The sequence below is a fragment of the Amycolatopsis sp. NBC_01307 genome (assembly GCF_035975215.1).
Lineage (GTDB): Bacteria > Actinomycetota > Actinomycetes > Mycobacteriales > Pseudonocardiaceae > Amycolatopsis.
The window spans coordinates 3,707,690-3,733,925 of sequence record NZ_CP108403.1 but is presented as its reverse complement, the minus strand read 5'-3'; the positions used below and the strand labels follow the sequence as shown (position 1 = coordinate 3,733,925).

The window sequence follows — 26,236 nt, the reverse complement described above, 5'->3', positions numbered from 1 at the left end:
GAGGTTGACGTGGTGAAGAGGATGCGCATCGCTGTTGTCGGGGGTGGTCCGGGTGGTCTCTTCTTCGCCGCTGTGGGTAAGAAGTTGGAGCCGCACTGGCATATCGATCTGTGGGATCGCGGGCCCGTCGGGGGAAGGGACGGCTTCGGTGTTGTGTTGCCTGCTGGTCTTCTCGGTGACGTAGGCGGCACCGACGGGTCGTCGTTTTCGGCGCTTGAGGCACGAATGTCGTGTTGCTCGGACATCGATATCCGTGTCGACGACCGGCAGGTCACGTCGCATGGTCACAGCTTTGCGGCGATGGGTCGGCGACGGCTGTTGGACACTCTGCGGGAGCGTTGTGCAACGCTCGGGGTCACGCTGCATCTGAATCGGGACGCCGCGTCGATCGATTTTCTTTCCGAAAGTTACGATGTTGTGGTCGCCGCGGACGGTGCGAACTCGGCGGTCAGAAAGGCACGCGCGGACGCTTTCGGCACGCACCTGTCGTGGGGGTGCAACAAATACATCTGGCTGGGTACCGACCGCGAGTTCAGGGCGTTTCAATTCGCTTTCGTCCGTACTCCGCGCGGGATCGTGCACTTGCACGGATACCCGTACGGTGAATCCGCCTCGTCGATTATCGTGGAGATACCCAGGTCGCTGTGGGAAGACGTGGGCCTGCCCGATGCCGATTGGATCTCGGACACGTTCGGGGCGGTGCTGAGAGGCCATCGAATCGTTCTCGGAAACTCGCGATGGCTCGACTTCGCGACAGTTGCCAACCGTACGTGGCGGGACGGCAACATCGTACTGCTGGGGGATGCGGCGCACACCACGCACTATTCCGTCGGGTCCGGAACACATCTGGCGATGGCGGATGCACGCACTCTGGCGTACTGCCTGAAAGAGCACGGCGACATTTCGGCCGGTCTGGCCGACTACGAGACGCTGCGACGTCGTGTCGTCGCCAGTGCGCAGCAGGTGGCCCGGGCCAGCCAGGAATGGTTTGAGAACGTCGCTGACCACTGGGGTCAGGACATCGACGAGTTCGCTTTCGGCCTGTTGACCCGCGGCGTCCGTTGACTTGACGTGCATGTCCCAATGGTTGTGGTTGTCGGGCTGGTCGAGCCAGACGCGGTGCGGGCGGCTGGGGTACACGGTGAGGCCGAGTCGCTCCCGGCCTGGTCGGCCGAGCCGGGTCCAGGCGTGGATGGTGCGTTTGAGGTCGGTCAGCCGGAGGTCGCCGGGGCGTAGTTGGTCGGCCCAGGCCCTGTGGGGTTCCATAAGTCGGTTCGTGGATCTGACCTGCGGTGGCGGGCGCGTTCAATGGGCAGAGCGTGATCGCCAGCCATGGCGCTGCGTTTGCTCTACCTGATCTTCCTCCGGCTGGTGAGCCTGCTGGTGTTGCTTGGGCGCTCGTCGGCGTCGAAGGACGTCGAGCTGCTCGTGTTACGCCACGAGGTGGCCGTGCTGCGCCGAGGCAACCCGAAACCTCGCCTGAACTGGGCTGACCGGGCTGTTCTCGCCGCGCTGGTTCGGCTGCTGCCCACCGGGCTGCGGACACACCGGTTGGTCACCCCGGGCACGATCCTGCGCTGGCACCGGCGCCTCGTCGCCGGGAAGTGGACCTACTCATACCGAGCCGGCCGTCCGCCCGTCGACGAGGCGCTCACCGACCTGATCGAACGGATGGCCTGGGAGAATCACCACTGGGGATACAAGAGAATTCAGGGTGAGCTGGCCAAGCTTGGTCACCGGGTCGGTTCCTCGACGATCCGGCGGATCCTGAAGCGTGCGCGGATACCACCCGCTCCGGACCGGCAGAACAACACGACCTGGCGGCAGTTCTTGCGCACGCAGGCGGCGACGGCGCTGGCGTGCGACTTCTTCCACGTCGACTGCGCGTTCACCCTGAAGCGGATCTACGTGTTCTTCGTGCTGGAGGTCGGCAGCCGCTACGTCCACATCCTGGGAACGACCACGAATCCGGACGGCGCGTGGACTACGCAGCAGATCCGCAACCTGGTGATGGATCTCGGCGATCGAGTCGGCGAGTTCAGGTTTCTTGTCCGCGATCGGGCTGGTCAGTTCGCGGTCTCGTTCGACACTGTCCTGGCCGACGTCGGCGTCGAGACGGTAAAGATCCCTCCGCGCTGCCCGCGGGCGAACTGCTACGCCGAGCGGTTCGTGCTCACAGTCAGGACCGAGCTCACCGATCGCATGTTGATCGTGAGCGAGCGGCATCTGCGCGCCGCGCTCGCCGAGTACCTCCGGCACTACAACGGTCGACGGCCGCACCGGTCCCGCGAGCTTCGCCCACCCCGCCCGACCTACCCCATGGCAAACCACGGCTCTCAGCGGATCAAGCGACAGCGACTCCTCGGAGGCCTGATTAGCGAGTACAAACGGGCCGCGTAAAGCTACTGGTCAGGGCAGGTGACTGCCTTTTTGGAACCCCACAGGCTGCGGTCGCTGGCGTCGCTGTACCCGGGGGAGCGGGCGAAGCTGGTGTCCTGGTTCCCGCACCTACGGTCTGGGAGGGCCATCCGGGCGCTGGGTGCCGTCGCCGGATCGTCGCCGACTGACGCGTAGAAGCCCTGCCCCTCCGGGGAGGGACAGGGCTTCTGACCTGCAGTTTCAGGTGGTGCGCGATACTGGGATTGAACCAGTGACCTCTTCCGTGTCAGGGAAGCGCTCTCCCGCTGAGCTAATCGCGCGAGGTGGAGACGGGATTCGAACCCGTGTACACGGCTTTGCAGGCCGTTGCCTCGCCTCTCGGCCACTCCACCGTGCCAGGCCTCGAGAAGCCTACCGAGCGGATGACGGGATTCGAACCCGCGACCCTCACCTTGGCAAGGTGATGCGCTACCAGCTGCGCTACATCCGCACTCCGCAGCTTCGGGGCCTTGAGGCTGTGCGCCTCACCCCGTCGCCGTGGTGTGCAAAAACCATATCGAACCCCGCAAACGGCTTTGACACCGGGGTGTCACTTGGCCGTTGCGGCGCCGTGATCAGGCCAGATCGTGCGGAATGAGGTGGGTCAGGGCGTCGTCGACGTCCACCCACAGGTGCTCGTTGCCCGGCAGCACCACGTCGTAGGTGCGGTCGAGGAAGTCGGCCAGCTCCTGGGCGGACGCCTCGAACATGGCGTGCCCGGACGGCGAGTTCAGCTCGATGAGCACCGATTCCGGGTCCTCGACCGACGGGCGGATGCGGACGTCGCCGTCGCCCGCGTCCGCCAGGAGGCCGTCCGCGAGGAGGTCGCGGGCGTAAACCCACTCGACCCAGCCGGCGCGGCCGGTGCGGAAGGCGGCGACGACCGCGTACGGGTCGCGTGTGTCGTAGCGCAGCTCCACCTTCACCGGAACCGCGGGCGTCCGCGGCGCCAGCAGGTCGAAGACCGCCGTCGAGCGGAGCGTCACGTGATCGTTGCGCATCGTCCTACCCCTCGTCTCCCTTCCCGGCCCGGCCTGGCCGAGGGCGTCACCACTGGGACGCACCGGGAGGCCGATTCCGTCGCGGGTAAGCCGCAGATCACCCGTCCGGGCGCATCGGCCCCTGTCTGTCGTCCGTGGTTCACCTGCGGCACGCAGTACGACGGACGCGCCCGCGAGGGTCCCACCTGTCCATACTGCGCGGTTTGATCGCCGCGTGGTAGCACCGTCGCACGGATGTCGAACGTCGTGTCGGGCGGCCCCCGGGCCCCGCAACCCCGGTTAGCTCGGGGTTGTTCGTTCCGTACTCGCCGGTAAGCGGAGTGTGGTCGCTCAGGACCACCCGTTTGCAGGCGTTCTGAAGTCGTGCGCTACAGTTACCCCCAACACCCCGAGCGGGCGATTAGCTCAGGGGGAGAGCGCTTCGTTCACACCGAAGAGGTCACTGGTTCGATCCCAGTATCGCCCACCCGAATCGCGGAAGAGCCCTGTTTGCGGAAACGCAGGCGGGGCTCTTCTCGTTGTGTCCGGTGGCGACCACGCTCCGCTGAGGCGGGTCCCGGACCCCCAGCGTGTGGTCACTTTTCGCGGTGGCCTCCGGAGTGCGGCCATCCCCCGCGCGGGTAGGCGTGCGATCCGGAGTGAACTGTCCCCGCGACTGCGCCGTATGAGCTGTCAACAGAGCTTCGGGCCCGGTGTCGCGGGCCCGGTGGGACTTTCTTCCGGAAACCGCCGTGTCGGTGGCTTTCTGTCGAACCGGGCCACGCTGGGAGGTGGTGGTGTGATCCTCGGCACGCGACGGCGGCGCGATCGCGCCGGGCCGTCCCGCTGTGACCGCGTGGTCACGGTGCGCAGCCGGTGGATCACCGGCTCGGCCGCGTTCGGGCCGTGGTCCGCTCGCGCAGGGTGATCCGTGACGGAAACCGGCACGAGTGACGACTTGGCGACGAACGTCACCGCGTGATCACCCGGCGGACCGCCCGGGCCCGGCACGGCGCCGTTCGATCCATTGTGGACCGCCGGTCCCTCGCGATGTCCACAGTGGATTCCGCCGGCCGCTCGGCCGTTCGGGCGGGCGGCGTCCACCCGGGTGCGGGTATCGCATTTTTGGCTACATTGCGTAGTTTTCCTCGGGATACGCGCTATTACCCATCGTCATCATCTTGTTATCTTGCGGCCATTTTCTGGCGGGGAAGACGCACAGCATGTGGCTCGAAATCGTTGTAACGATGCTGAGAGAGTCGCCGATACCTTGCCTTGTGAAGCTTCCGCGGCCCCAGCGCGACCACCGAGTTTGCCATCACTCTCCGAAATCACTCTCGGTGACGCAGTGTGCCCGCGGTTACAACTCCGATTCCTGTTTCCGGGAGGTCTGATGGAAGAGTCGGTGCGGCCTTCGTACACGGTGGCCCAGCCACCGCCGCACATCGACCTCCAAGCCATCCCGCGACCCGCCAAGCGGGACGGGGCCCCGGCCGTAGATCCGGCCGGAACCCCGCCACCCAAGGCGCTACCGGCGGCCTGGGAGGCCAGATACAGAGCCTGGGTCATCGGCAGCGACGTCTTCGTGACGCTGCTGGTGATCGCGATCAGCGCGTTCGTCATCGACCGCGTGGCTCCGCACGACATGCACGCGTTCGGCACGATCCTCGCGATCTTCGTCTCCCTGCCGGTGAGCCGGGCGTGGAGCCCGCGCGTGCTCGGCGAAGGAGCGGAGGAGTACCGCACCCTGGGCCGGGGCTTCATCACCGCGGCCGTCCTCGTGGCGCTGGGCGGGCTGCTGTTCGGCGCGCTCGAGGTCCAGGTATGGGTGTTCGTCGTCGTCCCGGCGATCGCGCTCGTCGCGTTCCCGCAGCGCTACCTGCTGCGCCAGGTGCTGCACCGCAAGCGCGCCAAGGGACTCTGCCTGCTGCCGGTGATGGCCGCGGGCAGCCCCGAGACCGTCGCGGACCTCATCGCCCGTACGCGGTCCGAGGTCCACGTCGGCTGGCGCGTCGAGGCGGCCTGCACGTTCACCGGGCACGGCGCCGACCGCGACAGCGGGGAGATCGACGGCGTCCCGGTGGTCGGGCGGCTGGAAGAGCTGTCCCGGCACGTGCGCCGCGGCGGCTACCGCGTCGTCGCGATCACCGCCGACCAGTACTGGAGCCCGAAGCGCCTGCAGCGCCTGGCCTGGGACATGGAGGGCACCGGCGCCGAGATGGTCGTGGCGCCCGTGCTGATGGAGGTGGCCGGGCCCCGGCTGAACGTCACCGGGGTGCTGGGGATGCCGCTGCTGCGGGTCACCGCGCCGATGTTCACCGGCGGGCGTCGCGTGGTGAAGGAGATCGTGGACCGCGCCGGCTCGGCGTTCCTGCTCACGATGATGTCCCCGCTGCTGCTCGCGATCGCCGTCGCGATCAAGCTGAACGACCGCGGCCCGGTGATCTACCGCCAGCACCGCGTCGGGCGTGACGGCGCCGTTTTCACCATGCTGAAGTTCCGGACGATGGTGACGAACGCCGACGAGATCCGCAAAAAGCTCCAGGCTGAGAACGAGGGCGCGGGCCCGCTGTTCAAGATGAAACGGGATCCGCGTATCACCCGTGTGGGTGGTTTGCTGCGCCGGTATTCGCTCGACGAGCTGCCCCAGCTGTTCAACGTCGTATCCGGGAAGATGTCGCTCGTCGGGCCCCGCCCGCCGCTGCCGGAGGAGACCGCGCAGTACGCGCCGGACGCGCGCCGCCGGCTGCTCGTGAAGCCGGGCCTGACCGGGCTGTGGCAGGTGAGCGGGCGCTCCGACCTCACCTGGGCCGAGAGCATCCGGCTCGACCTGCGTTACGTCGAGGACTGGTCCCTCGCGCTGGACCTGGTGATCCTCTGGAAGACGTTCCGCGCGGTGATGGGCGGTCAGGGCGCCTACTGACCCGTCCGGTTTCCCACCGCGCTTTCCGCGCCACGGCCGCCGATCCCCGCCGCGGGGGATCGGCGGCCGTGCCTGTTCCCGGGTCTGGTGATCCACTTCACCGGCGCAGGATGGCCGAGCGCGAAATAGTTCAACGCTCAATCAGGTTGGACGGGATGACCGACCCACGGAAGGAACCCCGCGCATGACCACCTTTGCCGAGCAGGATCAGGTCCTCGAGCTGCCCGCGGATGTCCAGAACCTGCTGTTCCGCGAGGCGCGCACGGCGAACAGCTTCAGCTCCGAGCCGGTGACCGACGAGCAGGTCCGCGCGATCTACGACCTCGTCAAGTGGGCCCCGACGTCGAAGAACACCCAGCCGCTGCGCGTGCTGGTGCTCCGGACCGCCGAGGCGAGGGCCCGCCTGCTGCCGCACATGGCCCCGGGCAACCGCGGCAAGACCGAGGCCGCGCCGCTGACCGTCGTGCTCGCCGCCGACGTCGACTTCCACGAGAACCTGCCGCAGGTCTTCCCGCACGCCCCGGGAGCGAAGGACAGCTTCTCGGACGAGGAGGGCCGCGTCGAGTTCGCCAAGCTGAACTCGCTGCTGCAGGTCGGCTACTTCATCATCGGCGTCCGCGCCGCCGGGCTGGCCGCCGGCCCGATGACCGGTTTCGACGCCGCCGGTGTCGACAAGGAGTTCTTCGACGGCAAGCCGCTGCGCTCGCTGGTCGTCGTCAACGTCGGCAAGCCCGGCGAGAACCCGTGGTTCGACCGTTTGCCGCGGCTGGACTTCGACCAGGTCGTCGAGACCCTCTGAACTGACTAACCCGATCGGGCGGGCCGCCTCCGGCGTGGAGGCGGCCCGTCCGGCATTCCCGGACGCGGGTGAGGCGCGGACCGGCCGCCGACTAGCATCGTCGGAGTCGTCTTTGTCACTCCAGTTCGAGGAGCCGATCGTGTCGCAGCCGTCCCCCGTTTCCCCCGTGGCCGCCTCCCGCGTGGTGGTACCGGCGGGCACTACGGCGGGGTCGGCGGTCCGCGAAGCGGGCCTGCCAACCAAGGGCGCGGACACGGTCGTCGTCGTGCGCGACGCCGAGGGCAAGCTGCGCGACCTCGCCTGGGCCCCGGAAGCCGACGCCGAGGTCGAGCCGGTCGCCGCGAACACCGAGGACGGCCGCAGCGTCATCCGCCATTCGGCGGCGCACGTGCTCGCCCAGGCCGTGCAGCAGCAGTTCCCGCAGGCCAAGCTCGGTATCGGCCCGCCGGTGAAGGACGGTTTCTACTACGACTTCGCCGTCGAAACCCCGTTCACCCCGGAAGACCTGCAAGCGCTCGAAAAGCGCATGAAGCAGATCGTGAAGGGTGCCCAGCAGTTCTCGCGGCGCGTTTTCGACTCCGTGGACGAGGCGAAGAAGGAACTGGCGGACGAGCCGTTCAAGCTCGAGCTGGTCGACCTCAAGTCCGAAGTGGACACCTCCGAGGTGATGGAAGTGGGCGAGGGCGAGCTCACCATCTACGACAACCTCGACCCGCGCACCAAGGAACGTGTCTGGAGTGACCTCTGCCGTGGTCCGCACGTGCCGACCACCAAGTTCATCCCCGCGTTCAAGCTGACCCGCGTCGCCGCCGCGTACTGGCGGGGGAGCGAGAAGAACCCCCAGCTGCAGCGGATCTACGGCACGGCGTGGGAGTCGGCCGAGGCGCAGGACGCCCACCTGGAGCGCATCGCCGAGGCCGAGCGCCGCGACCACCGCAAGCTCGGCGCCGAGCTGGACCTGTTCTCCTTCCCGGAGGAGATCGGCTCCGGCCTGCCGGTGTTCCACCCCAAGGGCGGCATCATCCGCCGGGAGCTGGAGAACTACTCGCGCCGCCGCCACGAGGAGGCCGGCTACGAGTTCGTGAACACCCCGCACATCAGCAAGGGCGAGCTGTTCCACACCTCCGGCCACCTGCCCTACTACGCGGACACCATGTTCCCGCCGGTGCAGTTCGACGAGGAGAACTACTACCTCAAGGCCATGAACTGCCCGATGCACAACCTGATCTTCCGCTCGCGCGGGCGGTCCTACCGCGAGCTGCCGCTGCGGCTGTTCGAGTTCGGCACGGTGTACCGCTACGAGAAGTCGGGCGTGGTGCACGGCCTGACCCGCGTGCGCGGCCTGACGATGGACGACTCCCACATCTACTGCACCAAGGAGCAGATGCCGGGCGAGCTCCGGTCGCTGCTGAAGTTCGTGCTCGACCTGCTGGCCGACTACGGCCTCTCCGACTTCTACCTCGAGCTGTCCACCCGCGGCGACTCGGCGAAGTTCATCGGCGAGGACTGGGAGTGGGAGGAGGCCACTGAGACGCTGCGGCAGGCCGCCGTCGACTCCGGCCTCGAGCTGGTCCCGGACCCGGGCGGCGCGGCCTTCTACGGCCCGAAGATCTCGGTGCAGGCCAAGGACGCCATCGGGCGCACCTGGCAGATGTCGACCATCCAGCTGGACTTCAACCAGAACAAGCGCTTCGAGCTGGAGTACACGGCGCCGGACGGCACCCGGCAGACGCCGGTGATGATCCACCGCGCGCTGTTCGGCTCGATCGAGCGCTTCTTCGGCGTGCTGACCGAGCACTACGCGGGCGCGTTCCCGGCGTGGCTGGCGCCGGTGCAGGTGGTCGGCATCCCGATCACCGCCGACCAGGTCGGCTTCCTGCGGGACGTCGAGAAGGCGTTGCGCGCCAAGGGGATCCGCGCCGAGGTCGACGCCAGCGACGACCGGATGCAGAAGAAGATCCGCACGCACACCACGCAGAAGGTGCCCTTCATGCTGCTGGCCGGCGCGAAGGACGTCGAGGCGGGCGCGGTGTCGTTCCGCTTCCGCGACGGCGGGCAGATCAACGGCGTCCCGGTGGCCGACGCCGTCGCCGCCATCGCCGGCTGGATCGAGGGCCGCGAGAACGCGTCGCCCTCGGCCGACGCGCTGGCGGCGGTCGTCCGGTGAGCGACGGTCCCGAAGCCGGTCCCGACCTCGTCGAGCAGCAGGGCGTCGGGGTCCAGGACACGTTCCACCGCCTCTGGACCCCGCACCGGATGGCCTACATCAAGGGCCACGACAAGCCGGACGGCGACGAGGAGCCCGGCTGCCCGTTCTGCCGGATCCCGTCGATGGACGACAAGACCGGCTTGATCGTCGCGCGCGGCGAGGTCGTGTACGCGGTGCTGAACCTCTATCCGTACAACCCGGGGCACCTGATGGTGGTGCCCTACCGGCACGTCGCGGACTACACCGACCTGACGCCGGAAGAGACGCGCGAGGTCGCGGAGTACACCCAGCACGCGATGAAGGTGATCCGCGTGGTGTCGGGTGCGCACGGGTTCAACATCGGGCTGAACCAGGGTGTCATCGCGGGCGCCGGGATCGCCGCGCACCTGCACCAGCACCTGGTGCCGCGCTGGGGCGGCGACGCCAACTTCATGCCGGTGATCGGCCAGACGAAGGTGCTCCCGCAGCTGCTGGGCGAGACGCGCGACCTGCTGGCCGACGCCTGGTGAACCGGTAACCGGCAACCCCTGGTTGAGGGTTCAACCAGGGGTATGCTGGGGGTATGTCCGATACTCGATGGCTCAGTGACGACGAGCAGCGCGTCTGGCGTGAATTCAACCTGGCCACGCGCATGCTCAGCGCGCACCTCGAGGCTCAGCTCCAGCACGACTCGGGCATGCCCCACACCTACTACGAGGTGCTCGTCTCGCTGTCGGAGGCGCCCGGCCGCCGGCTGCGGATGAGTGAGCTCGCCGACGCGCGCCAGGCGTCGCGCAGCCGCCTCTCGCACGCCGTCGCGCGCCTGGAGGCCAACGGCTGGGTCCGCCGCGAGGCCTGCCCGACCGACAAGCGCGGCGCGTGGGCCGTCCTGACGAAGGAAGGCTTCGCCGCCCTCGAAGCCGCGGCCCCCGGACACGTCGAGGCCGTCCGGGAGAGCCTGTTCGACCCGCTGACGCCGGAGCAGGTCGCCGCGCTCGGCGAGATCAGCGCCGCGATCCGCAACGGGCTGTCGCCGAAATGCGCCGCGGCGCAGGCTGCCGAAGAAGCTCGCGAGTACCCGGGCGAGGTCGTCCGGCTGCCGAAATCGGGCTGACGCGGGGCGGCGCGTCGGGTTCACCGGGGCGGGTCGATAGGCTGCCATCGCCCACCCGACCCTCGTAGCCAGGTGCCTCAGACGAACCGATGCTCAATATCTTCGCGCGTGCCTCCGTTTCCCGCGTCACCGATCCGATCGGCCAGGCGCTGGTCCGCGCCGGGCTGACCCCGAACGCGATGACCGTGCTCGGCACCGCCGGCGCGATCGCCTGTGCCCTGGTCTTCTTCCCGAACGGCTTCCTGCTGTGGGGCACCTTCACGGTGTGGGGCTTCGCTATGCTCGACCTGCTCGACGGCGCCATGGCCCGGGCCCGCGGCTACGGCACCCCGTTCGGCGCGGTGCTCGACGCCACCTGTGACCGGCTGGTCGACGGCGCGCTGTTCGCCGCGATCGCCTGGTGGTGCTTCGTGGTCGACGACAACCACCCCGCCGCCGCGGCGGCCCTGCTGTGCCTGGTCCTCGCCCAGGTCATCTCCTACGTCAAGGCTCGCGCCGACGCGTCCGGCCTGCCGGTCGACGGCGGTCTCGTCGAACGCGCCGAGCGGCTCATCATCGCGCTGGTCGGCACCGGGCTGCACGGCCTCGGCGTGCCGTGGACCGTGGACATCTCGCTCTGGCTGCTGGCCGTGCTGTCGGTCATCACGCTGCTGCAGCGCTTCGCCGGCGTGGCGAAAGCGGCCCGTGAGGCCGCCGCCGGGGAGCAGCCGGTATGAGCAAGGTGTCCGGCAGGCTCAGCGAGTTCGGGTACGCCGCCGCGTGGCGGCTGGCCGGCTGGCTGCCCGCCGGGTTCGGCGGCACCGTGTTCTCGCTGGGGGCGGACCTCGCCGTCCGCCGCGACGCCGGGGGCGTGCGGCAGCTGCGCACGAACCTCGCCCGCGTGGTGCCGCAGGCCGACCCGGCCGAGCTGGACGAGCTGACCCGGCGCGCGATGCGCTCGTACGCCCGCTACTGGCACGAGACGTTCCGGCTGCCGTCGATGGACCAGAAGCAGGTCAGCGGCAAGGTCGCGGCCTCGATCACCGGCGTCGAGAACCTCGACGCGGCCCTCGCCGAGGGCAACGGCGCCGTGATGGCGCTGCCGCACAGCGGCAACTGGGACATCGCCGGCGTCTGGCTGGCCGACTACCTCGGCGGGTTCACGACCGTCGCCGAGCGTCTGAAGCCCGAGTCGCTCTACCGCCGCTTCGCCTCCTACCGCGAGTCGCTCGGGTTCGAGATCGTCCCGCTGACCGGCGACAGCTCCGCGATGCGCGTGCTGCTCAAGCGGCTGCGCGAGAACAAGGCCGTCTGCCTGGTGGGCGACCGCGACCTGACCGACAACGGCATCCCCGTGAAGTTCTTCGGCGAGCCCGCCCGGATGCCCGGCGGCCCGGCGCGGCTGGCCGCGACGACCGGGGCCGCGCTGATCCCGGCGGGCTGCTGGTTCACCGAGGACGGCTGGCAGGTCCGGCTGCACCCGCGCATCCGCGTCACCGCGCGGGCCGAGGTCCCGGCCGCGACGCAGGCGCTGGCCGACATCTTCGCCGGCGACATCGCCGCGCACCCCGCCGACTGGCACATGGTGCAGAAGTTCTGGCCCGCGGACATGGAGGCCGCCGAGCCGGGCAGCCTCGAAGAAGCGAGCTGAGCCGTGACCGCGCGACCGATGCGGATCGGGATCGTGTGCCCCTACTCCTTCGACGTGCCCGGCGGCGTCCAGGGGCACGTGATCGACCTGACGAAGGCGCTGATCTCCCGCGGGCACCAGGTGTCCGTGCTCGCCCCCGCCGACGACGACGCGGACCTGCCCGAGTTCGTGCACCCGGCCGGCAAGGCCCTCGGGATCCGGTACAACGGCTCGGTCGCGCGGCTCCAGTTCGGCCCGGTGTCCTACGCCCGCGTGCGGCGCTGGATCCGCGAAGGCGACTTCGACGTCCTGCACCTGCACGAGCCCGCCGCGCCGAGCCTGTCGCTGCTGGCGCTGCTCATCGCCGACGGCCCGATCGTCGCCACCTTCCACACCGCGACGACCCGGTCGCGCACCCTCTCGGCGTTCCAGCCCGTGCTGCGGCCGCTGCTGGAGAAGATCACCGCGCGGATCGCGGTGTCCGCGCTGGCCCGCCGGGTCCAGGTGGAGCACGCGGGCGGCGACGCCGTCGAGGTCCCCAACGGCGTCGACGTCGAGTTCTTCTCCTCAGCGACGCCGTTGCCGGGCTACCCGCGGGCCGGCGGCACGGTCGGGTTCGTCGGCCGGTTCGGCGAGCCCCGCAAGGGCATGGGCGTGCTGCTGGAGGCGCTGCGGCGGATCCTGCCGGAGTTCGAGGACCTGCGGCTGGTGGTCGTCGGCCGCGGTGACGAGGACCAGCTGCGCCGCGACGCCGGTCCCGAGCTGGCGCCGCACCTGGAGCTGCTCGGCCAGGCCACCGACGCGGTCAAGGCCCAGGCCCTGCGCAGCGTGGACGTCTACTGCGCGCCCAACACCGGCGGCGAGAGCTTCGGGATGATCCTCACCGAGGCGATGGCCGCGGGCACGCCGGTGCTGGCGAGCGGCCTCGACTCGTTCCGCCGGGTGCTCGACGACGGCCGGGCCGGGATGCTCGTCGAGACCGGCGACCCGGGTGCGCTGGCCGACGGGCTGCGCGAGCTGCTCGGCGACCCCGCGCGCCGGGCGTCGCTGGCCGCGGCGGCGGGGGAGCGCGTCACCATGTTCGACTGGTCCGTGGTGGCCACGCAGGTGCTGCGCGTCTACGAGACGGCCGTCGCCGCCGACCCGCGGCGCGTCGCGGCGCCGGAGCGGGAGTTCGCCCGGTGAGCGTGCTCGGCTGGCTGCTGCCGGTGCTGGCGGTGATCGTCGTGCTCGGCGGGCTGTTCCTGGTGGCGACGGCGAACCGGCTCGACCGGCTGCACGTCCGGATGGACGCGGGCTGGGCGGCCCTCGACGCGGCGCTGGCCCGCCGCGCGGTGGTGGCCCGGGCGGTCGCCGTGGTGCTGGGCGACGCGGAGCTGCGGACGTCGGCCGAACGCGCCGAAGCGGCGCCCCGGCCCGACCGCGAGACCGAGGAGAACGAGCTGACCCGGGAGCTGAGCCGCGTCGACCGGGCGGGCCTGCTGCCCGAGCTGGCCGAGGAGCTGACCGACGCCGAGCACCGGGTGATCATCGCGCGGCGCGTCCACAACGACGCCGTCCGCGACACCCTGCGGCTGCGTCGGCGCCGGAAGGTCCGGTACTTCCGGCTGGCCGGGACCGCGCCGGTGCCGGAGTACTTCGAGTTCGCCGAGCCGGAGGTCTGACGCCGTGAGCTGGTGGGTCGTCGTCGAAGAGCAGCGCGGCACCGGGGACGGCCGGAGCTGGTCGCTGTCGGAGACCTTCCCGTGCACCGACCAGCAGACCGCGGAGGCCGAGGCGCTGCGGCTCGCCCGCGAGTACCAGCCCGCCTACCCGTGGTCGCCGAAGTCGCGGCGGGTGCTGCGGGTCGCGGGCGGCTACCTGGTGATCGTCGACGGCCGCACCTCGACGTTCCACTTCCGGCTGACGGTGGGTGAAGAGATCTGAAACGGATCGGCGCCCGCCCGCGTCGAAGGGGCATGAGTTCGATCTGGTGGGTGGTCGTCGAGGAGCAGGGCGGTGCCGGGGACGCCCGGGGCTGGTCGGTCGCGGAAGCGGAGCGCTACCCCGACCGCGAGAGCGCGGAGGACGAGGCGTACCTGCTGGCCAAGCAGCACCGGCCGGCGCGGCCGTGGTCGCCGCAGGGCCGGACGGTGCTGCGCGTGGCCGGCGGGTACCTGGTGCTCGTCAAGGGCAAGACGGACACGTACCAGTTCCGGGTCTCGCTGGGCGAGGAAGTGCGCTGAGCGGGGGCACAATGGCGGCATGAGTGAACCCGAGGCCTGCGAAGTCGCCCACGGCGCCGCCGAACCGGACGCCGGCGTGCGGACCCTGGTGGCCGTCTTCGCCTCTCCGGTGGCGCGGTACCTGCTGAAGTTCGCGCGGGACCTCGGGTTCCACGTCGCGCTGGTCGACCCGGACGCGGCGCGCGCGACCGACGTCCCGGACGGGTTCGAGGCCGCGACGACGTTCCCGCCGCTCGACGGGTCGGCCGACGTCGTCGTCACCGACCACCACCGGCCGGAGCTCGGCGCGGTGCTCAAGGCGGCGCTGGAGGAGAAGCCGCGCTGGATCGGCGTGCTCGGCAACCCGCGCCACCCCGGCCCGCACCTGGCCGCGCTGCGCGGCCTCGGCGTGCCGGACGCCGAGATCGCCCGGGTGCACCGCCCGGTCGGCCTGAACATCGGCTCGCGCACGCCGCCGGAGATCGCGATCGCCACGCTCGCCGGCCTGCTGGCCGACCGCAACAACCGCCCGGGCGGCTTCGACTTCTGAGGGCCCAGACCCGTCGTGAGTGTTTAGGGCGGTTCTAACCGCCCTAAACACTCACGACCGGCCGCGGCAGACCCGGCTAGTGGACCGCCATGCCTTCCGGCATCGGCTCGAAGCGGGCGTGGTGGCGGCTGAACGTCGCCGTGCCCGAGGTCATCGAGCGCAGGTCGATGAGGTAGCGCAGCAGCTCGGTCGCCGGGACCTCGGCCTTGATCATCGTCCGGCCGCCGTCGCCGGCTTCCGTGCCCAGGACACGGCCCCGGCGGGAAGACAGGTCGCCGAGCACCGTGCCGAGGTGCTCGTCCGGCAGCCGGATCGCCACCTCCTCCAGGGGCTCGAGCATCGTGATGTGCCCGTTCGCCGCGGCCTCCCGCAGGGCCAGCGCGCCGGCCGTCTGGAACGCCGCGTCGGAGGAGTCGACGCTGTGCGCCTTCCCGTCGACGAGCGTCACCTTGATGTCGACCACCGGGTGCCCGTCGCCGAGCCCGCGTTGCAGCTGGGCCCGCACGCCCTTCTCGACGCTCGGGATGAACTGGTGCGGCACCGAGCCGCCGACGACCTTGTCGACGAACTGGAACCCGCCGCCGCGCGGCAGCGGTTCGACCTCGATGTCGCAGACGGCGAACTGGCCGTGGCCGCCGGACTGCTTCACGTGCCGGCCGTGGCCCTTGGCGAGCTTGCCGAACGTCGAGCGCAGGCTGACCTTCACCGGCTCGGTGTCGACGTCGGCGCCGCCCGCGCGCAGCCGGGACAGCACGACGTCGGAGTGCGCCTCGCCCATGCACCACAGCACCAGCTGGGCGGTCTCGGCGTTGCGGTCCAGCCGCAGTGTCGGGTCGCCGGCGACGAGCCGGGACAGGTTGCGGGCGAGGGTGTCCTCGTCGCTGCGGGTCTTGGCGACGACGGCCACCGGCAGCAACGGCTCCGGCATCGTCCAGGGTTCCATCAGCAACGGCTCTTCGGGGGACGACACGGTGTCGCCGGTCTCCGCCGAACCGACCTTCGTCAGCGCGCAGAGGTCGCCCGCGACGCAGTAGGGCACCTCGCGCAGGTTCGCGCCGAGCGGGGAGTAGAGGTGTGCGACGCGCTCGTCGGCGTCGTGGTCCTCGTGCCCGCGCTCGGCGAGGCCGTGCCCGGACACGTGCACCGGCCGCTCGGGCCGCAGCGTCCCGGAGAACACCCGGACGAGGGAGACGCGGCCGACGTAGGAGTCGACGGCCGTCCGGACGACCTCCGCGGCGAGGGGGCCCGCGGGGTCGGCGGTCAGCCCGGCGTGCGGGTCGCCGTCGGGTGTGGTGACGTCGGGCGGGGCGTGTTCGAGCGGGGAGGGGAACGCCCGGACGATGCCGTCCAGCACCTCGGCCAGGCCGGTGCCGGTGGTCGAGCAGACCGGGATGACCGGGTGGAAGGTGCCGCGCGCGACGGCCGTCTCCAGGTCGGCGATCAGCGTCTCCTCGGCGATCTCCTCGCCGCCGAGGTAGCGCTCCATCAGGGTTTCGTCTTCGCTTTCGGCGATGATCCCTTCGATGAGCTCGTTGCGGGCCTCGGCCAGCCGTTCGAGGTCGGCCGGGTCGGGTTCGCCGAGCTTCGGCGGATGCCCGCCGGAGTAGTCGAAGTACCGCTGGGTGATGAGCCCGACGAGGCCGTCGGCCGCGGGCAGGTAGAGCGGCAGCACGCCGGCGCCGAAGGCGGCCTGGCAGGCGGCGATCTCGGCCATCGGGTCGGCCCGGTGGTGGTCGAGGCGGGAGACGACGACCGCGCGCGGCATGCCGACGGCGGCGCACTCCTCCCACACCGCGACGGTCGCCGCGTCGACCCCTTCGGCCGCGCAGACGACGAACAGCGCCGCGTCGGCCGCGCGCAGCCCGGCCCGCAGCTCGCCCACGAAGTCCGCGTACCCGGGGGTGTCGATCAGGTTGATCTTGTGGCCCTGGTGCAGCACCGGCGCCACCGAAAGGCCGACCGAACGCTGCTGGCGGACCGCCGCCGGGTCGTGGTCGCACACCGTCGTCCCGTCGACCACCGAGCCCGCGCGCGACACCGTGCCGGACGCGGCCAGCAGGGCCTCGGTGAGGGTCGTCTTCCCCGAGCCCGACGGGCCGACGAGCACCACGTTGCGGACCTTGGCGGGGTCGTTCACAGCGACGGCGGCCCCGGTGTCGGCGTTCTTGGCTTGTCGGTCGGCCATGACGGCTCCTCGGCGAACGGCGGACGTACGAGATGTGTCCTCGATCACACACCCGCTACCCTGGTCACGGCAAGGCACGGGTCCCGGGACCAGCCGAATGCCCGGGGGAGCGGGGCAGGGGGAGTTTCGATGACGGTGAACCGGCGGACTTTTCTGCGGATTTCGGGGGCGGTTCCGGTGGCCGGTCTGGCCGGCGGGCTGCCGGGAGACGAATGGGACCGACTCCGGCGGAAACTGGCCGGACCGTTGTTCCGGCCGGGCGATCCGGGCTACCCGGAGGCGAAGCAGGGCTACTTCACGATGTACGACTACCGCGTCCCGGCGGCCGTCGTCGGCGCGACGCGGATCGAGGACGTCCAGGCCGCCGTGGGCTTCGCGGCCCGGCACGACCTGCCGATCGCGGCGCGCAGCGGCGGCCACAGCTATCCCGGCTATTCCACAGTGGACGGCGGGATCGTGGTCGACCTGAGCCGGTTGGCGGGCATCGAGGTCCGCCCCGGCGGCCGCGCGGTGATCGGCGCCGGGGCGCGGCTGGGACCGATCGCCACGACGCTCGCCGCGGCCGGCCGGGTGCTGCCCGCGGGCAGCTGCGACACGGTCGGCATCGCCGGGCTCGCCCTCGGCGGCGGCGTCGGGGTGCTGGACCGGAAGTACGGCCTGACGTGCGACCACCTGGAGGCCGCGCGGATCGTCACGGCGGACGGCCGGGCGCGCACCGTCTCGGCGACGGCGGAACCGGACCTGTTCTGGGCGCTGCGCGGCGGGGGTGGCGGCAACTTCGGGATCGTCACCGCGTTCACGTTCCGGACCGTGCCGATCGCCGACGTCGCCACCTTCCAGCTGTCCTTCCCGGTGGGCACGCAGGCCGCGCTGTTCGCCGCCTGGCAGGAGTGGCAGCCGGCGATGCCGGACGAGCTGTGGTCCGGGATGGGCCTCGGCGACGACCACGCCAGCCTCGGCGGCACGTTCCTCGGCCCCGAAGCCCGGCTGAAGGAGCTGCTCGACGACCTGATCCGCCGGGTCGGCACGCCGCCGGCCGAGCAGCGGCGGCGGACCACGGACCACCTGTCCGCGATGCGCTCGTTCGACGACCGGGAGGCCCGACCCGGCGCGGTCGCCGCCCGGGCGGCCTACGTCGGGACCTCGCGGATGCTCACGCGGCCGGCCGCCGACCCGGCCGCGGTCGTCGACGTGCTGATCCGGGACCCGGGCGTCGACACCATCATCGACGCCGGCGGTGGCGCCATCGACCGCGTCGGCGTCCGGGACACGGCGTTCCCGCACCGGCACGCACTGGCGAGCCTGCAGTTCCTGCACAGCGCCGAACCGGGCGAGGGCGGCGAGGCCGGGGCCCGGCGGTCGCTGGCGGCCGTGCGGGACGGGCTGGGGCCGGAGTTCGGCACCACCGGGTACGTCAACTACCTCGATCCCGAGCTGCCGGACTGGCCGGTGGCGTACTACGGGCCGAACCTGCCGCGGCTGCGCGCGGTCGCCCGGAAGTACGACCCGCGAGGAATTTTCGCTTTCCCGCAAGGACTTTCCGAGCCCCACTCGACTGTCCACAAGGGAGCGCTCTAACCTGGAGCCGTTCCGGCGGCAGGAGGCAGCGTGCTCGACCTGGCATTCTCCACAGAGGACCTGGCCCACACCCGGTTCGCGTTCTCGCCCGCGTGGGAGATCGTGGCGAGCGTCCGCGTCTTGAACCGGCCGGGGGAGCACGCCCTGCACCTGCCGTGGGTCAAGCGGGCCACCGCGGCACTCGGCGAGGCCGGGCTGGACATCTCGCTCCTGCGCGAGCTGGTGCCCGTCCGGCACCTCCCGGGCTTCCTGGCGGGCACCCCCTCGACGCCGGTGCCGGAGCTGGCCGACGAGCTCGCCGACCTGCGCGACGTGCCCGCCCGCTTCGTCCGGCGGGAGCTGGACGCGATGACCGGGCCGCGGTCGCTCGCGCTGAACCGCTTCCACCGCGACCCGGAGGCGGGCCTCGACCGGCTCGCGACGCTGATGGAGCGGTACTGGGAGCTCGTGCTGGCCCCGGAGTGGCCGCGGATCCGCGCCCTGCTCGAGGCGGACGTGCTGCACCGGTCGCGGCTGCTGGCCCGTGGCGGCGCGGCCGAGCTGTTCAACGACCTCACGCCGATGGTCCGCTGGCAGGGCGGCACGCTCACGGTGGCGCACCGGCACCTGCACGCCGCCGTCCCGCTCGACGGGCGCGGCCTGGTGCTGGTGCCCTCGGCGTTCGTCTGGCCGCGGGTGTTCTCCAAGACCGACCCGCGCTGGCAGCCGGTGCTGCGGTACCCGCCGCGCGGGATCGCGACGCTGTGGGAGGCCGGCACCGCCGTCGCGCCGGGCGCGCTGGCCGCCGTGGTGGGCCGCGGCCGGGCGATGCTGCTGGCCGAGCTGGCCGCACCGGCGTCCACTTCGGAGCTGGCCCGCCGCACCCGGCTGAGCGCCGGGGCGGTGTCGCAGCACCTCGGTGTCCTCAAGGCCGCGGGCCTGGTCAGCGGGCACCGTGCCGGACGTCACGTGCTCTACACCCGCACCCGGGCGGCCGAGGTCCTGGTCGCGGGCGCGGGCGAAGTGGACTGCTGAGATACCCGTGTACTGGCCTGCCTGAAGAGGCCACCGCCGACCTACGCTCGGATGCGCAACCACCCGATCTCGTGTCGAAAGGCCTCGTCGTGCCCGAGCAGCAGACCACCCCCCAGAACGGCTCCGTCCAGTCGGTCACCGGCACCGCCAAGGTGAAGCGCGGCATGGCCGAGATGCTCAAGGGCGGCGTGATCATGGACGTGGTCACCGCCGAGCAGGCGAAGATCGCCGAAGACGCCGGCGCGGTCGCGGTGATGGCGCTCGAGCGCGTGCCCGCCGACATCCGCGCCCAGGGCGGCGTCGCGCGGATGAGCGACCCGGACCTGATCGACGCCATCATCGAGACCGTCTCGATCCCGGTCATGGCGAAGGCCCGCATCGGCCACTTCGTCGAGGCGCAGGTGCTGCAGTCCCTGGGCGTCGACTACGTGGACGAGTCCGAGGTGCTGACCCCGGCCGACTACGCCAACCACATCGACAAGTGGGCGTTCACCGTCCCCTTCGTCTGCGGCGCGACCAACCTCGGCGAGGCCCTGCGCCGGATCACCGAGGGCGCGGCGATGATCCGCTCCAAGGGTGAGGCCGGCACCGGCGACGTCTCCAACGCCACCACGCACATGCGCAAGATCCGCGGCGAGATCCGCAAGCTGACGTCGCTGCCGGAGGACGAGCTGTTCGTCGCGGCGAAGGAGCTGCAGGCGCCGTACGAGCTGGTCAAGGAGGTCGCCGCGAACGGCAAGCTGCCGGTGGTGCTCTTCACCGCGGGCGGCATCGCCACCCCGGCCGACGCCGCGATGATGATGCAGCTCGGCGCCGAGGGCGTGTTCGTCGGCTCCGGCATCTTCAAGTCCGGCAACCCGGCCCAGCGCGCGGAGGCGATCGTCAAGGCCACGACGTTCTACGACGACCCCGACGTGCTGGCGAAGGTCTCGCGCGGGCTGGGCGAGGCGATGGTCGGCATCAACGTGGAAGAGATCCCCGAGCCCCACCGCCTCGCCGACCGCGGCTGGTGACTTCCTAGATGTACTCGGAGATCTCGACGCCGTAAGTGCCCGGCTCGAGGGCTTCGAAGAGGTGCGGGACGTCGCCGGGGTAGGAGATGTAGTCGCCGGGGAGCAGTTCCTCCGGCTCCTCCTGCGGGCCCACCCTGGCGCGTCCCGCGCACAGCACGATGTGCTCCATCACGCCGGTCATGTGCGGGTCGGACCGCCGCGGCGTGCCCGGCTCGCCGCGGATCACGTAGATGTCCCGGCGGGCCGACGGGGGACACGCCGACAGCAGCGTGCACGCGTAGTCGGCGTGTTCGGCGAACACCGTGGGCCCGTTGCCGGCCCGGATCACCCGGACCTTCGGCCGTTCCGGCTCCACGAGCCGCGAGAACGGCACGTCGAGCGCGACGCCGAGCGCCCACAGCGTCTCGACGCTCGGGTTGCCGGTGCCCGACTCCAGCTGCGAGAGCGTCGACTTGGCCAGGCCGGCGCGGCGCGCCACCTCGGTCAGGGACAAGCCCGCTCGGTTCCGTTCGCGGCGCAGCGACGCCGCGATGATCTCCAGCGGCGCGCCGGTGGTTTCCTGCGACATGCCGTTCGCTCCATCGGTCTGTCTGTTCGCCTTGACGAACACGGGTGCGGCTGTTCACTATAGAACACATGCGTTCGATATGGCGAACACTCGATCGGGCTCTCGCCCGGGACATCGGCCTGGTCTGCCTGGCCGATTGTCTCGTGGGGGTGTCCTACGGCGCGATCGCGGTGGGTTCCGGCTTCCCGGTCTGGGCGCCGATGGTGATGTCCCTGCTGGTCTTCGCGGGGGCGTCGCAGTTCATGTTCGTCGGCATCGTGGCCGCCGGCGGCAACCCGTTCGCCGCGGTGCTGGCCGGGCTGCTCGTCAACACACGGCACCTGCCGTTCGGGTTCGCGATCGGTGACGTCTTCGGAAAGCGGTGGGGCGCGCGGCTGGCCGGCAGCCACCTGATGAGCGACGAGACGGTGGCGTTCGCGCTGGCCCAGGACGAGGTCCGGCGCCGCCGCGCGGCCTACTGGGCCTGCGGGCTGGGGATCTTCGTCTGCTGGAACGCCGGCGTGCTGGTCGGCGCGTTCGCCGGGTCGGCGATCAGCGACACCGACGTCTTCGGCCTGGACGCGGCGTTCCCCGCCGTGCTGCTGGCGCTGGTCCTGCCGTCCCTGCGTGACAAGGCGGCCCGGCTGCCGGTGCTGCTCGGCGTGCTCGCCGCCCTGGTCGCGACGCCGTTCCTGCCCGCCGGCCTGCCGGTGCTGCTCGCCCTGGTCGGCGTGCTCGCCGGGGCCGCGGCGCGCGAGCCCAAGCCCCAGCCCGAGCCCGAGCCCGAGCCCGAGCCCGAACCCGAGCCGCAGGAGGCCTGCTGATGGACGGCACCGAACTGCTCATCGGCACGATCGTGCTGGCCGTGGGCACCTACGCCTTCCGGCTCGCCGGCCCGCTGCTGCGCGAGCGGGTGAAACTGTCGCCGCGCGCCGAACGGCTGATGGTGCTCGGCGCGGTCGTGCTGCTCGCGGCGCTGGTCGCGGTGAGCGCGCTGACCGAGGGCCACTCGTTCGCGGGCTTCGCCCGGCCGGCCGGGGTGCTGGTCGGGGGAGTGCTGGCCTGGCGCAAGGCCCCGTTCGTGGTGGTCGTCATCGCGGCCGCCGCGACGGCCGCGCTGCTGCGCCTCGCCGGCGTCCCCTGACCCACCGATCGTGCCGGTTCGGGCGTCGGACGCCCGCAAGGTGGCCCTGACGGCGGTTCGACCGGGCTGACCTGCCGCTCCGCCGCCGCGGGTCTGCGTCTAGGCTGGTGGGAAGGGTCTTTCGGGAGGTTGGGTGTCGTCGAAGCCGGTCGTCGGTGTGCTCGCCCTGCAGGGTGCCGTGCGCGAGCACGTCGCGATGCTGGAAGAAGCGGGCGCGCGGGCGGTGCCGGTGCGCCGGGCCGCTGAATTGTCCGAAGTGGACGGTTTGGTGCTGCCCGGCGGCGAGTCGACCACGATGTCGCGGCTGCTCGAGACGTTCGAGCTGCTGGAACCGCTGCGCGCGCGGATCGCCGGCGGGCTGCCCGCGTTCGGGTCGTGCGCCGGGATGATCCTGCTCGCGCGGCAGACCCTCGACGGGCGGCCGGACCAGCAGCAGCTCGGCGGGCTCGACGTGGTCGTCCGGCGCAACGCCTTCGGCAGGCAGGTCGACTCCTTCGAAGCCGACCTTGCCTTTGCCGGGGTCGACGGTGGCGGCGTGCACGCGGTGTTCATCCGGGCCCCGTGGGTCGAGAAGGCCGGTGACGGCGTCGAGGTGCTCGCCACGGTCAGCGGCGTGCCCGGCCTGGGAGACGAGGCCGCTAGGATCGTCGCGGTCCGGCAAGGGGCGGTGCTGGCGACCGCGTTCCACCCGGAACTGACGCCCGACGTGCGGGTGCACCGGTTGTTCGTCGACCTCGTGCGCAAGGCTGCTTGAGACGCGGTGCCCGGCCGGGGTACGGAACAGATGGAGGAGAGATGAGCGGCCACTCCAAGTGGGCCACCACGAAACACAAGAAGGCCAACCTGGACGCGAAGCGCGGCAAGCTCTTCGCTCGGTTGATCAAGAACATCGAGGTGGCCGCGCGGACCGGCACCGGTGGTGGCGACCCGGACGGCAACCCCACGCTCTACGACGCCATCCAGAAGGCGAAGAAGAACTCGGTTCCGCAGGACAACATCGAGCGCGCCCGCAAGCGCGGTGGTGGTGAAGAGGCCGGCGGCGCCGACTGGCAGAACATCACGTACGAGGGTTACGGCCCCAACGGCGTGGCGGTGCTGATCGAGTGCCTCACCGACAACAAGAACCGCGCCGCGATGGAGGTCCGCACCGCGCTCACGCGCAACGGCGGCTCCCTCGCCGACCCGGGCTCGGTGGCGTACATGTTCACCCGCAAGGGTGTCGTGATCATGCCGAAGGCCGACGCCACGGAGGACGACGTCCTCATGGCGGTCCTCGACGCGGGTGCCGAGGAGGTCAACGACCTCGACGAGACCTTCGAGATCGTCTCCGAGGGCGGCGACCTGGTCCCGGTGCGCAAGTCGCTGCAGGAGGCCGGGTTCGAGTACGAATCGGCGGAGCTGACGTTCCTCCCGTCGGTCAGCGTCCCCCTGGACGTCGACGGCGCGAAGAAGGTCTTCCGGCTGATCGACGCGCTCGAGGACTGCGACGACGTCCAGAACGTGTACGCCAACTTCGACGTGTCGGACGAGGTGCTGGCCGAGGTCGACTGACCGGCGACAGCGAAAGGACATGCGCCGCGGGTGATACTCGCGGCGCATTTCTTTTCCCTTGCCCCGCAACACATCCCGGTCCGATCCGGCGACATTCGGGGCCCGGGTACTGGGCTGCGGCGGGCTCGTCGGGCACAATGTGGGCCGTGACCTCGACGACGCCCGCCGCCTCCGCCGAAATCGCCGCCGACCTGACGGCGGACGAACAGCGCCTGGTCGAATGGATCGAGACGCAGGCCAAGGAACGCGGCAACGCCGTCGTCACGGTCGCCGGCGATGACGAGGGCGCCGGCTACTGCTTCACCGCCTGCGCGTGGGCGCTGCACAACGTGCCCGAGGCCGTCGTCGTCGGGCTGCCCGACCAGATGGGCCAGGTCCTGCTCGACGCGTACGTCGACCGGGCCGCCAACGGCGAGATCTTCGAGGTCGGCCGGCGCTACGACAACTTCTTCGACGGCGTCCCGGTGGTCCTCGAGCGGGTCGCCAAGGGCCACTACCCCGAGTACTTCGGCACCGCGTTCCTCATCTACCCGGACGGCGACTTCCCGGCCCTGCAGCTGATCGTCGCCACGCCGGAAGGCAAGTTCCCGTGGCACCCCGACGCGCCCGAGGGCTTCGCGAAGTGGCAGCTCGTGCTCACCGAGAGCGGCGACCCGGAGAGCTGGACCCCGGGCGTCGACGGCCCCTGAGTCAGAACTTCCGCAGGTCGGCGGCCGCGGCCGGGTACTCCACCGCGAGATCGGCCGCCGCGGCGAACTCGATGCAGTCGTCTGTGTAGGGCGGCACCACGACCGTGCCCAGCAGGCTCCACGCGCCCAGCGTGACCGTCGCCTGCCACGTCCCCGCGGGCACCACGACCTGCGGGCGTTCCCCGGCCGCGACGTCGGTGCCGAGCACCGGCCGCTCGACCGAGCCGTCCGGGTGGAGCAGCAGCATCGCCGCCGGCGCGCCCGCGTGGTGCGCGTACACCTCCACCCGGTCCAGCCGGTGCGGCGCGGAGAACTCCGGCGCGACGAGCAGGTAGTAGATCGCCGAGCCGGTGGCGGAGCGCCAGCTCTGCGCCCACCGCCCGCCTTCGACGGGCAGCGGCCGCAGGCCCAGGTGGGTGACGAAATCCGATGGCTCCGGCATGTCAGCCATCCTGCCGCAGCCGTGCCCAGTAGCCTCAGGCTCGAACTGATGTTCGCGGCGGGAGGGAAACGGCGTGCGGGTGCTCGGGGTCGACCCCGGATTGACCAGGTGCGGGCTGGGCGTGGTCGACGGCGGCAAGGGCCGGGCCGTCCGGTGCGTGGCCGTGGACGTCGTGCGGACGCCGCCCGACGCGGATCTGGCGCACCGCCTGCTCGGCATCTCCGACGAGGTCGAACGCTGGCTGGACAAGTACAAGCCGGCCGCGGTCGCCGTCGAGCGGGTCTTCGCGCAGCACAACGTCCGGACCGCGATGGGCACCGCCCAGGCCGGCGGCGTCGTCGCGCTGGCCGCCGCGCGCCGGGGCCTGCCGGTCGTGTTCCACACCCCCAGCGAGGTCAAGGCGGCCGTCAGCGGCTCGGGCCGGGCGGACAAGGCCCAGGTCACAGCCATGGTCATGCGGCTGCTGAACCTCGAGGTCGCCCCGCACCCCGCCGACGCCGCGGACGCGCTCGCGCTCGCCATCTGCCACCTCTGGCGGGAGCCGATGCGGGCCCGGCTCGCCGAGGCCGAAGCCCGCGCGGCCGAGATGGCCCGCACGCACAAACTGCGGCTGGCCGCGGCCGCCAAACAAGCCACCGTCAAGAAGCCGGCGGTGAAGCCCGCCGTGAAGAAGCCTGGAGCAGCACGATGATCTCGTCGGTACGCGGAGAAGTCCTGTCGGTCGCCCTGGACCACGTCGTGGTCGAGGTCGGCGGGGTCGGCTTCGCCGTGCAGGCCACCCCGGCGACCCTGGCCACCCTGCGCCGCGGCGAGGAAACCCGGCTGCACACCGCCCTGGTCGTGCGCGAGGACTCGCTGACGCTGTTCGGGTTCGCCGACGTCGACGCGCGGGAGCTGTTCGGGCTGCTGCAGACGGTGTCCGGCATAGGGCCGCGGCTCGCGCTGGCCACCCTCGCCGTCCTCGACCCGGGCAAGCTGCGGGGCGCGCTGGTCGAAGGCAACATCACCGTGCTCACCTCGGTGCCCGGCATCGGCCGCAAGGGCGCCGAGCGGCTCACCCTGGAGCTGCGCGACAAGGTCACCGCGCTCGGCTCCGGCGACGCCCCGGCCGTGACGGCACCCGGCGCGTTGCGCGCGGAGGTCGTCGAGGCGCTGGCCGGGCTCGGGTTCCCGGCGAAGCAGGCCGAGCTGGCCGTGGACAAGGTCCTCGCTGACGGCGACGACCACACGACGGCCAGCGTGCTGCGCGCGTCGCTGACCACCCTCGGCCGGAAGCGGTAGGACGCCT

At 71.2% G+C, this 26,236-nt stretch carries 28 protein-coding genes and 4 tRNA genes; 25 read left to right on the top strand and 7 right to left on the bottom strand.

Annotated elements, in window-relative coordinates; genetic code table 11:
- Positions 1-21: 21 nt before the first annotated feature.
- Both OG439_RS15550 and OG439_RS15545 read left to right on the top strand, forming a co-directional pair.
- Positions 22-1,065: an FAD-dependent monooxygenase gene (locus tag OG439_RS15550; protein WP_326950055.1), complete on the top strand. Its 1,044-nt coding sequence runs from the start codon at positions 22-24 to the stop codon at positions 1,063-1,065.
- 267 nt (positions 1,066-1,332) lie between these two features.
- Positions 1,333-2,400 carry an integrase core domain-containing protein gene (locus tag OG439_RS15545; protein WP_326950054.1) on the top strand — a complete coding sequence of 356 codons (1,068 nt, stop codon included), beginning with the start codon at positions 1,333-1,335 and terminating at the stop codon, positions 2,398-2,400.
- Positions 2,401-2,624: 224 nt separating this feature from the next.
- Here OG439_RS15545 and OG439_RS15540 read toward each other — a convergent pair.
- The 4 genes from OG439_RS15540 to OG439_RS15525 form a co-directional block, all read right to left on the bottom strand.
- Positions 2,625-2,699: transfer RNA gene (locus OG439_RS15540), tRNA-Val, on the bottom strand.
- A 1-nt stretch (position 2,700) separates the two neighbouring features.
- Positions 2,701-2,771: transfer RNA gene (locus tag OG439_RS15535), tRNA-Cys, on the bottom strand.
- Positions 2,772-2,796: 25 nt separating this feature from the next.
- Positions 2,797-2,869, bottom strand: a tRNA-Gly gene (locus OG439_RS15530).
- A gap of 124 nt (positions 2,870-2,993) precedes the next feature.
- Positions 2,994-3,419 (bottom strand): SsgA family sporulation/cell division regulator, encoded by a 426-nt coding sequence (locus OG439_RS15525; protein WP_033293569.1) that lies wholly within the window; start codon positions 3,417-3,419, stop codon positions 2,994-2,996.
- A gap of 394 nt (positions 3,420-3,813) precedes the next feature.
- Between OG439_RS15525 and OG439_RS15520 the strand changes: the two genes are divergently transcribed.
- The 13 genes from OG439_RS15520 to OG439_RS15460 all read left to right on the top strand — a co-directional run bounded on the left by OG439_RS15520 (position 3,814) and on the right by OG439_RS15460 (position 14,785).
- Positions 3,814-3,885, top strand: a tRNA-Val gene (locus OG439_RS15520).
- Between the two features lie 906 nt (positions 3,886-4,791).
- Entirely contained in the window at positions 4,792-6,321 is a 1,530-nt protein-coding gene (locus OG439_RS15515) for a sugar transferase (RefSeq protein ID WP_326950053.1), read from the top strand.
- 184 nt (positions 6,322-6,505) lie between these two features.
- Positions 6,506-7,120 (top strand): malonic semialdehyde reductase, encoded by a 615-nt coding sequence (locus OG439_RS15510; RefSeq protein WP_326950052.1) that lies wholly within the window; start codon positions 6,506-6,508, stop codon positions 7,118-7,120.
- A gap of 139 nt (positions 7,121-7,259) precedes the next feature.
- Entirely contained in the window at positions 7,260-9,287 is a 2,028-nt protein-coding gene (gene thrS, locus OG439_RS15505) for a threonine--tRNA ligase (protein ID WP_326950051.1), read from the top strand.
- A complete protein-coding gene (locus OG439_RS15500) occupies positions 9,284-9,838 on the top strand; it encodes an HIT family protein (RefSeq protein WP_326950050.1) in 555 nt (184 codons plus the stop codon). The genes thrS and OG439_RS15500 overlap by 4 nt, the downstream gene beginning before the upstream one ends.
- A gap of 53 nt (positions 9,839-9,891) precedes the next feature.
- Positions 9,892-10,422, top strand: a complete 531-nt coding sequence (locus tag OG439_RS15495; protein WP_247052280.1) for a MarR family winged helix-turn-helix transcriptional regulator — start codon at positions 9,892-9,894, stop codon at positions 10,420-10,422.
- An 89-nt stretch (positions 10,423-10,511) separates the two neighbouring features.
- Entirely contained in the window at positions 10,512-11,138 is a 627-nt protein-coding gene (gene pgsA, locus OG439_RS15490; RefSeq protein ID WP_247052279.1) for a phosphatidylinositol phosphate synthase, read from the top strand.
- Complete coding sequence (locus tag OG439_RS15485) at positions 11,135-12,052, top strand: phosphatidylinositol mannoside acyltransferase (protein ID WP_326950049.1); 918 nt, start codon at positions 11,135-11,137, stop codon at positions 12,050-12,052. The genes pgsA and OG439_RS15485 overlap by 4 nt, the downstream gene beginning before the upstream one ends.
- Before the next feature lie 18 nt (positions 12,053-12,070).
- Positions 12,071-13,216, top strand: coding sequence for a glycosyltransferase family 4 protein (locus OG439_RS15480; protein WP_326951556.1), 1,146 nt, complete (start codon positions 12,071-12,073; stop codon positions 13,214-13,216).
- Complete coding sequence (locus OG439_RS15475) at positions 13,213-13,695, top strand: NUDIX hydrolase (protein WP_247052277.1); 483 nt, start codon at positions 13,213-13,215, stop codon at positions 13,693-13,695. The genes OG439_RS15480 and OG439_RS15475 overlap by 4 nt, the downstream gene beginning before the upstream one ends.
- 4 nt (positions 13,696-13,699) lie before the next feature.
- Positions 13,700-13,957, top strand: a complete 258-nt coding sequence (locus tag OG439_RS15470; RefSeq protein WP_326950048.1) for a hypothetical protein — start codon at positions 13,700-13,702, stop codon at positions 13,955-13,957.
- A 32-nt stretch (positions 13,958-13,989) separates the two neighbouring features.
- Positions 13,990-14,256 (top strand): hypothetical protein, encoded by a 267-nt coding sequence (locus OG439_RS15465; protein ID WP_326950047.1) that lies wholly within the window; start codon positions 13,990-13,992, stop codon positions 14,254-14,256.
- Positions 14,257-14,275: 19 nt separating this feature from the next.
- Positions 14,276-14,785 (top strand): XdhC family protein, encoded by a 510-nt coding sequence (locus tag OG439_RS15460; protein WP_326950046.1) that lies wholly within the window; start codon positions 14,276-14,278, stop codon positions 14,783-14,785.
- 76 nt (positions 14,786-14,861) lie between these two features.
- Here the strand turns inward: OG439_RS15460 and OG439_RS15455 are convergent, their stop codons facing one another.
- A complete protein-coding gene (locus OG439_RS15455) occupies positions 14,862-16,970 on the bottom strand; it encodes an elongation factor G-like protein EF-G2 (RefSeq protein WP_326950045.1) in 2,109 nt (702 codons plus the stop codon).
- Positions 16,971-17,099: 129 nt separating this feature from the next.
- On the opposite strand from OG439_RS15455, the gene OG439_RS15450 reads away from it, so the two are divergent.
- From OG439_RS15450 to pdxS, 3 genes are all read left to right on the top strand, one after another.
- Positions 17,100-18,548, top strand: coding sequence for an FAD-binding oxidoreductase (locus tag OG439_RS15450; RefSeq protein WP_326950044.1), 1,449 nt, complete (start codon positions 17,100-17,102; stop codon positions 18,546-18,548).
- Positions 18,549-18,578: 30 nt separating this feature from the next.
- The gene (locus OG439_RS15445) at positions 18,579-19,562 is read left to right on the top strand and encodes an ArsR/SmtB family transcription factor (protein ID WP_326950043.1); all 984 of its coding nucleotides are present in this window, start codon (positions 18,579-18,581) and stop codon (positions 19,560-19,562) included.
- A gap of 89 nt (positions 19,563-19,651) precedes the next feature.
- On the top strand, positions 19,652-20,575 hold the full coding sequence (pdxS, locus tag OG439_RS15440) for a pyridoxal 5'-phosphate synthase lyase subunit PdxS (RefSeq protein WP_326951555.1): 924 nt from the start codon (positions 19,652-19,654) through the stop codon (positions 20,573-20,575).
- 4 nt (positions 20,576-20,579) lie between these two features.
- Here pdxS and OG439_RS15435 read toward each other — a convergent pair whose 3' ends face one another.
- Positions 20,580-21,143, bottom strand: a complete 564-nt coding sequence (locus tag OG439_RS15435; protein WP_326950042.1) for a helix-turn-helix domain-containing protein — start codon at positions 21,141-21,143, stop codon at positions 20,580-20,582.
- Between the two features lie 68 nt (positions 21,144-21,211).
- Here OG439_RS15435 and OG439_RS15430 point away from each other — a divergent pair, with 68 nt between their 5' ends.
- The 5 genes from OG439_RS15430 (at position 21,212) to OG439_RS15410 (ending at position 24,506) form a co-directional block, all read left to right on the top strand.
- Positions 21,212-21,946, top strand: a complete 735-nt coding sequence (locus tag OG439_RS15430; protein WP_326950041.1) for an AzlC family ABC transporter permease — start codon at positions 21,212-21,214, stop codon at positions 21,944-21,946.
- A complete protein-coding gene (locus tag OG439_RS15425; protein WP_247052268.1) occupies positions 21,946-22,266 on the top strand; it encodes an AzlD domain-containing protein in 321 nt (106 codons plus the stop codon). Before OG439_RS15430 ends, OG439_RS15425 begins: the two co-directional genes overlap by 1 nt.
- Positions 22,267-22,399: 133 nt before the next feature.
- Positions 22,400-23,020, top strand: a complete 621-nt coding sequence (gene pdxT / locus OG439_RS15420; protein WP_326950040.1) for a pyridoxal 5'-phosphate synthase glutaminase subunit PdxT — start codon at positions 22,400-22,402, stop codon at positions 23,018-23,020.
- A 41-nt stretch (positions 23,021-23,061) separates the two neighbouring features.
- A complete protein-coding gene (locus tag OG439_RS15415) occupies positions 23,062-23,817 on the top strand; it encodes a YebC/PmpR family DNA-binding transcriptional regulator (protein WP_326950039.1) in 756 nt (251 codons plus the stop codon).
- A 137-nt stretch (positions 23,818-23,954) separates the two neighbouring features.
- Positions 23,955-24,506, top strand: coding sequence for a DUF4262 domain-containing protein (locus OG439_RS15410; RefSeq protein WP_326950038.1), 552 nt, complete (start codon positions 23,955-23,957; stop codon positions 24,504-24,506).
- A 1-nt stretch (position 24,507) separates the two neighbouring features.
- Here the strand turns inward: OG439_RS15410 and OG439_RS15405 are convergent, their stop codons facing one another.
- Positions 24,508-24,948, bottom strand: coding sequence for a cupin domain-containing protein (locus OG439_RS15405; protein WP_326950036.1), 441 nt, complete (start codon positions 24,946-24,948; stop codon positions 24,508-24,510).
- A gap of 73 nt (positions 24,949-25,021) precedes the next feature.
- Between OG439_RS15405 and ruvC the strand changes: the two genes are divergently transcribed.
- Positions 25,022-25,639: a crossover junction endodeoxyribonuclease RuvC gene (gene ruvC, locus OG439_RS15400; RefSeq protein WP_326950035.1), complete on the top strand. Its 618-nt coding sequence runs from the start codon at positions 25,022-25,024 to the stop codon at positions 25,637-25,639.
- Positions 25,636-26,229 (top strand): Holliday junction branch migration protein RuvA, encoded by a 594-nt coding sequence (gene ruvA, locus OG439_RS15395; protein WP_247052263.1) that lies wholly within the window; start codon positions 25,636-25,638, stop codon positions 26,227-26,229. The genes ruvC and ruvA overlap by 4 nt, the downstream gene beginning before the upstream one ends.
- Positions 26,230-26,236: the final 7 nt, after the last annotated feature.

Coding starts and splice junctions, on each gene's coding strand:
- OG439_RS15550 (WP_326950055.1), top strand. CDS start 22: ATGCGCATCGCTGTTGTCGGGGGTGGTCCGGGTGGTCTCTTCTTCGCC.
- OG439_RS15545 (WP_326950054.1), top strand. CDS start 1,333: ATGGCGCTGCGTTTGCTCTACCTGATCTTCCTCCGGCTGGTGAGCCTG.
- OG439_RS15525 (WP_033293569.1), bottom strand. CDS start 3,419: ATGCGCAACGATCACGTGACGCTCCGCTCGACGGCGGTCTTCGACCTG.
- OG439_RS15515 (WP_326950053.1), top strand. CDS start 4,792: ATGGAAGAGTCGGTGCGGCCTTCGTACACGGTGGCCCAGCCACCGCCG.
- OG439_RS15510 (WP_326950052.1), top strand. CDS start 6,506: ATGACCACCTTTGCCGAGCAGGATCAGGTCCTCGAGCTGCCCGCGGAT.
- OG439_RS15495 (WP_247052280.1), top strand. CDS start 9,892: ATGTCCGATACTCGATGGCTCAGTGACGACGAGCAGCGCGTCTGGCGT.
- pgsA (WP_247052279.1), top strand. CDS start 10,512: ATGCTCAATATCTTCGCGCGTGCCTCCGTTTCCCGCGTCACCGATCCG.
- OG439_RS15485 (WP_326950049.1), top strand. CDS start 11,135: ATGAGCAAGGTGTCCGGCAGGCTCAGCGAGTTCGGGTACGCCGCCGCG.
- OG439_RS15480 (WP_326951556.1), top strand. CDS start 12,071: ATGCGGATCGGGATCGTGTGCCCCTACTCCTTCGACGTGCCCGGCGGC.
- OG439_RS15465 (WP_326950047.1), top strand. CDS start 13,990: ATGAGTTCGATCTGGTGGGTGGTCGTCGAGGAGCAGGGCGGTGCCGGG.
- OG439_RS15460 (WP_326950046.1), top strand. CDS start 14,276: ATGAGTGAACCCGAGGCCTGCGAAGTCGCCCACGGCGCCGCCGAACCG.
- OG439_RS15455 (WP_326950045.1), bottom strand. CDS start 16,970: ATGGCCGACCGACAAGCCAAGAACGCCGACACCGGGGCCGCCGTCGCT.
- OG439_RS15450 (WP_326950044.1), top strand. CDS start 17,100: ATGACGGTGAACCGGCGGACTTTTCTGCGGATTTCGGGGGCGGTTCCG.
- OG439_RS15435 (WP_326950042.1), bottom strand. CDS start 21,143: ATGTCGCAGGAAACCACCGGCGCGCCGCTGGAGATCATCGCGGCGTCG.
- OG439_RS15430 (WP_326950041.1), top strand. CDS start 21,212: ATGCGTTCGATATGGCGAACACTCGATCGGGCTCTCGCCCGGGACATC.
- OG439_RS15425 (WP_247052268.1), top strand. CDS start 21,946: ATGGACGGCACCGAACTGCTCATCGGCACGATCGTGCTGGCCGTGGGC.
- OG439_RS15415 (WP_326950039.1), top strand. CDS start 23,062: ATGAGCGGCCACTCCAAGTGGGCCACCACGAAACACAAGAAGGCCAAC.
- OG439_RS15410 (WP_326950038.1), top strand. CDS start 23,955: ATGTGGGCCGTGACCTCGACGACGCCCGCCGCCTCCGCCGAAATCGCC.
- OG439_RS15405 (WP_326950036.1), bottom strand. CDS start 24,948: ATGCCGGAGCCATCGGATTTCGTCACCCACCTGGGCCTGCGGCCGCTG.
- ruvA (WP_247052263.1), top strand. CDS start 25,636: ATGATCTCGTCGGTACGCGGAGAAGTCCTGTCGGTCGCCCTGGACCAC.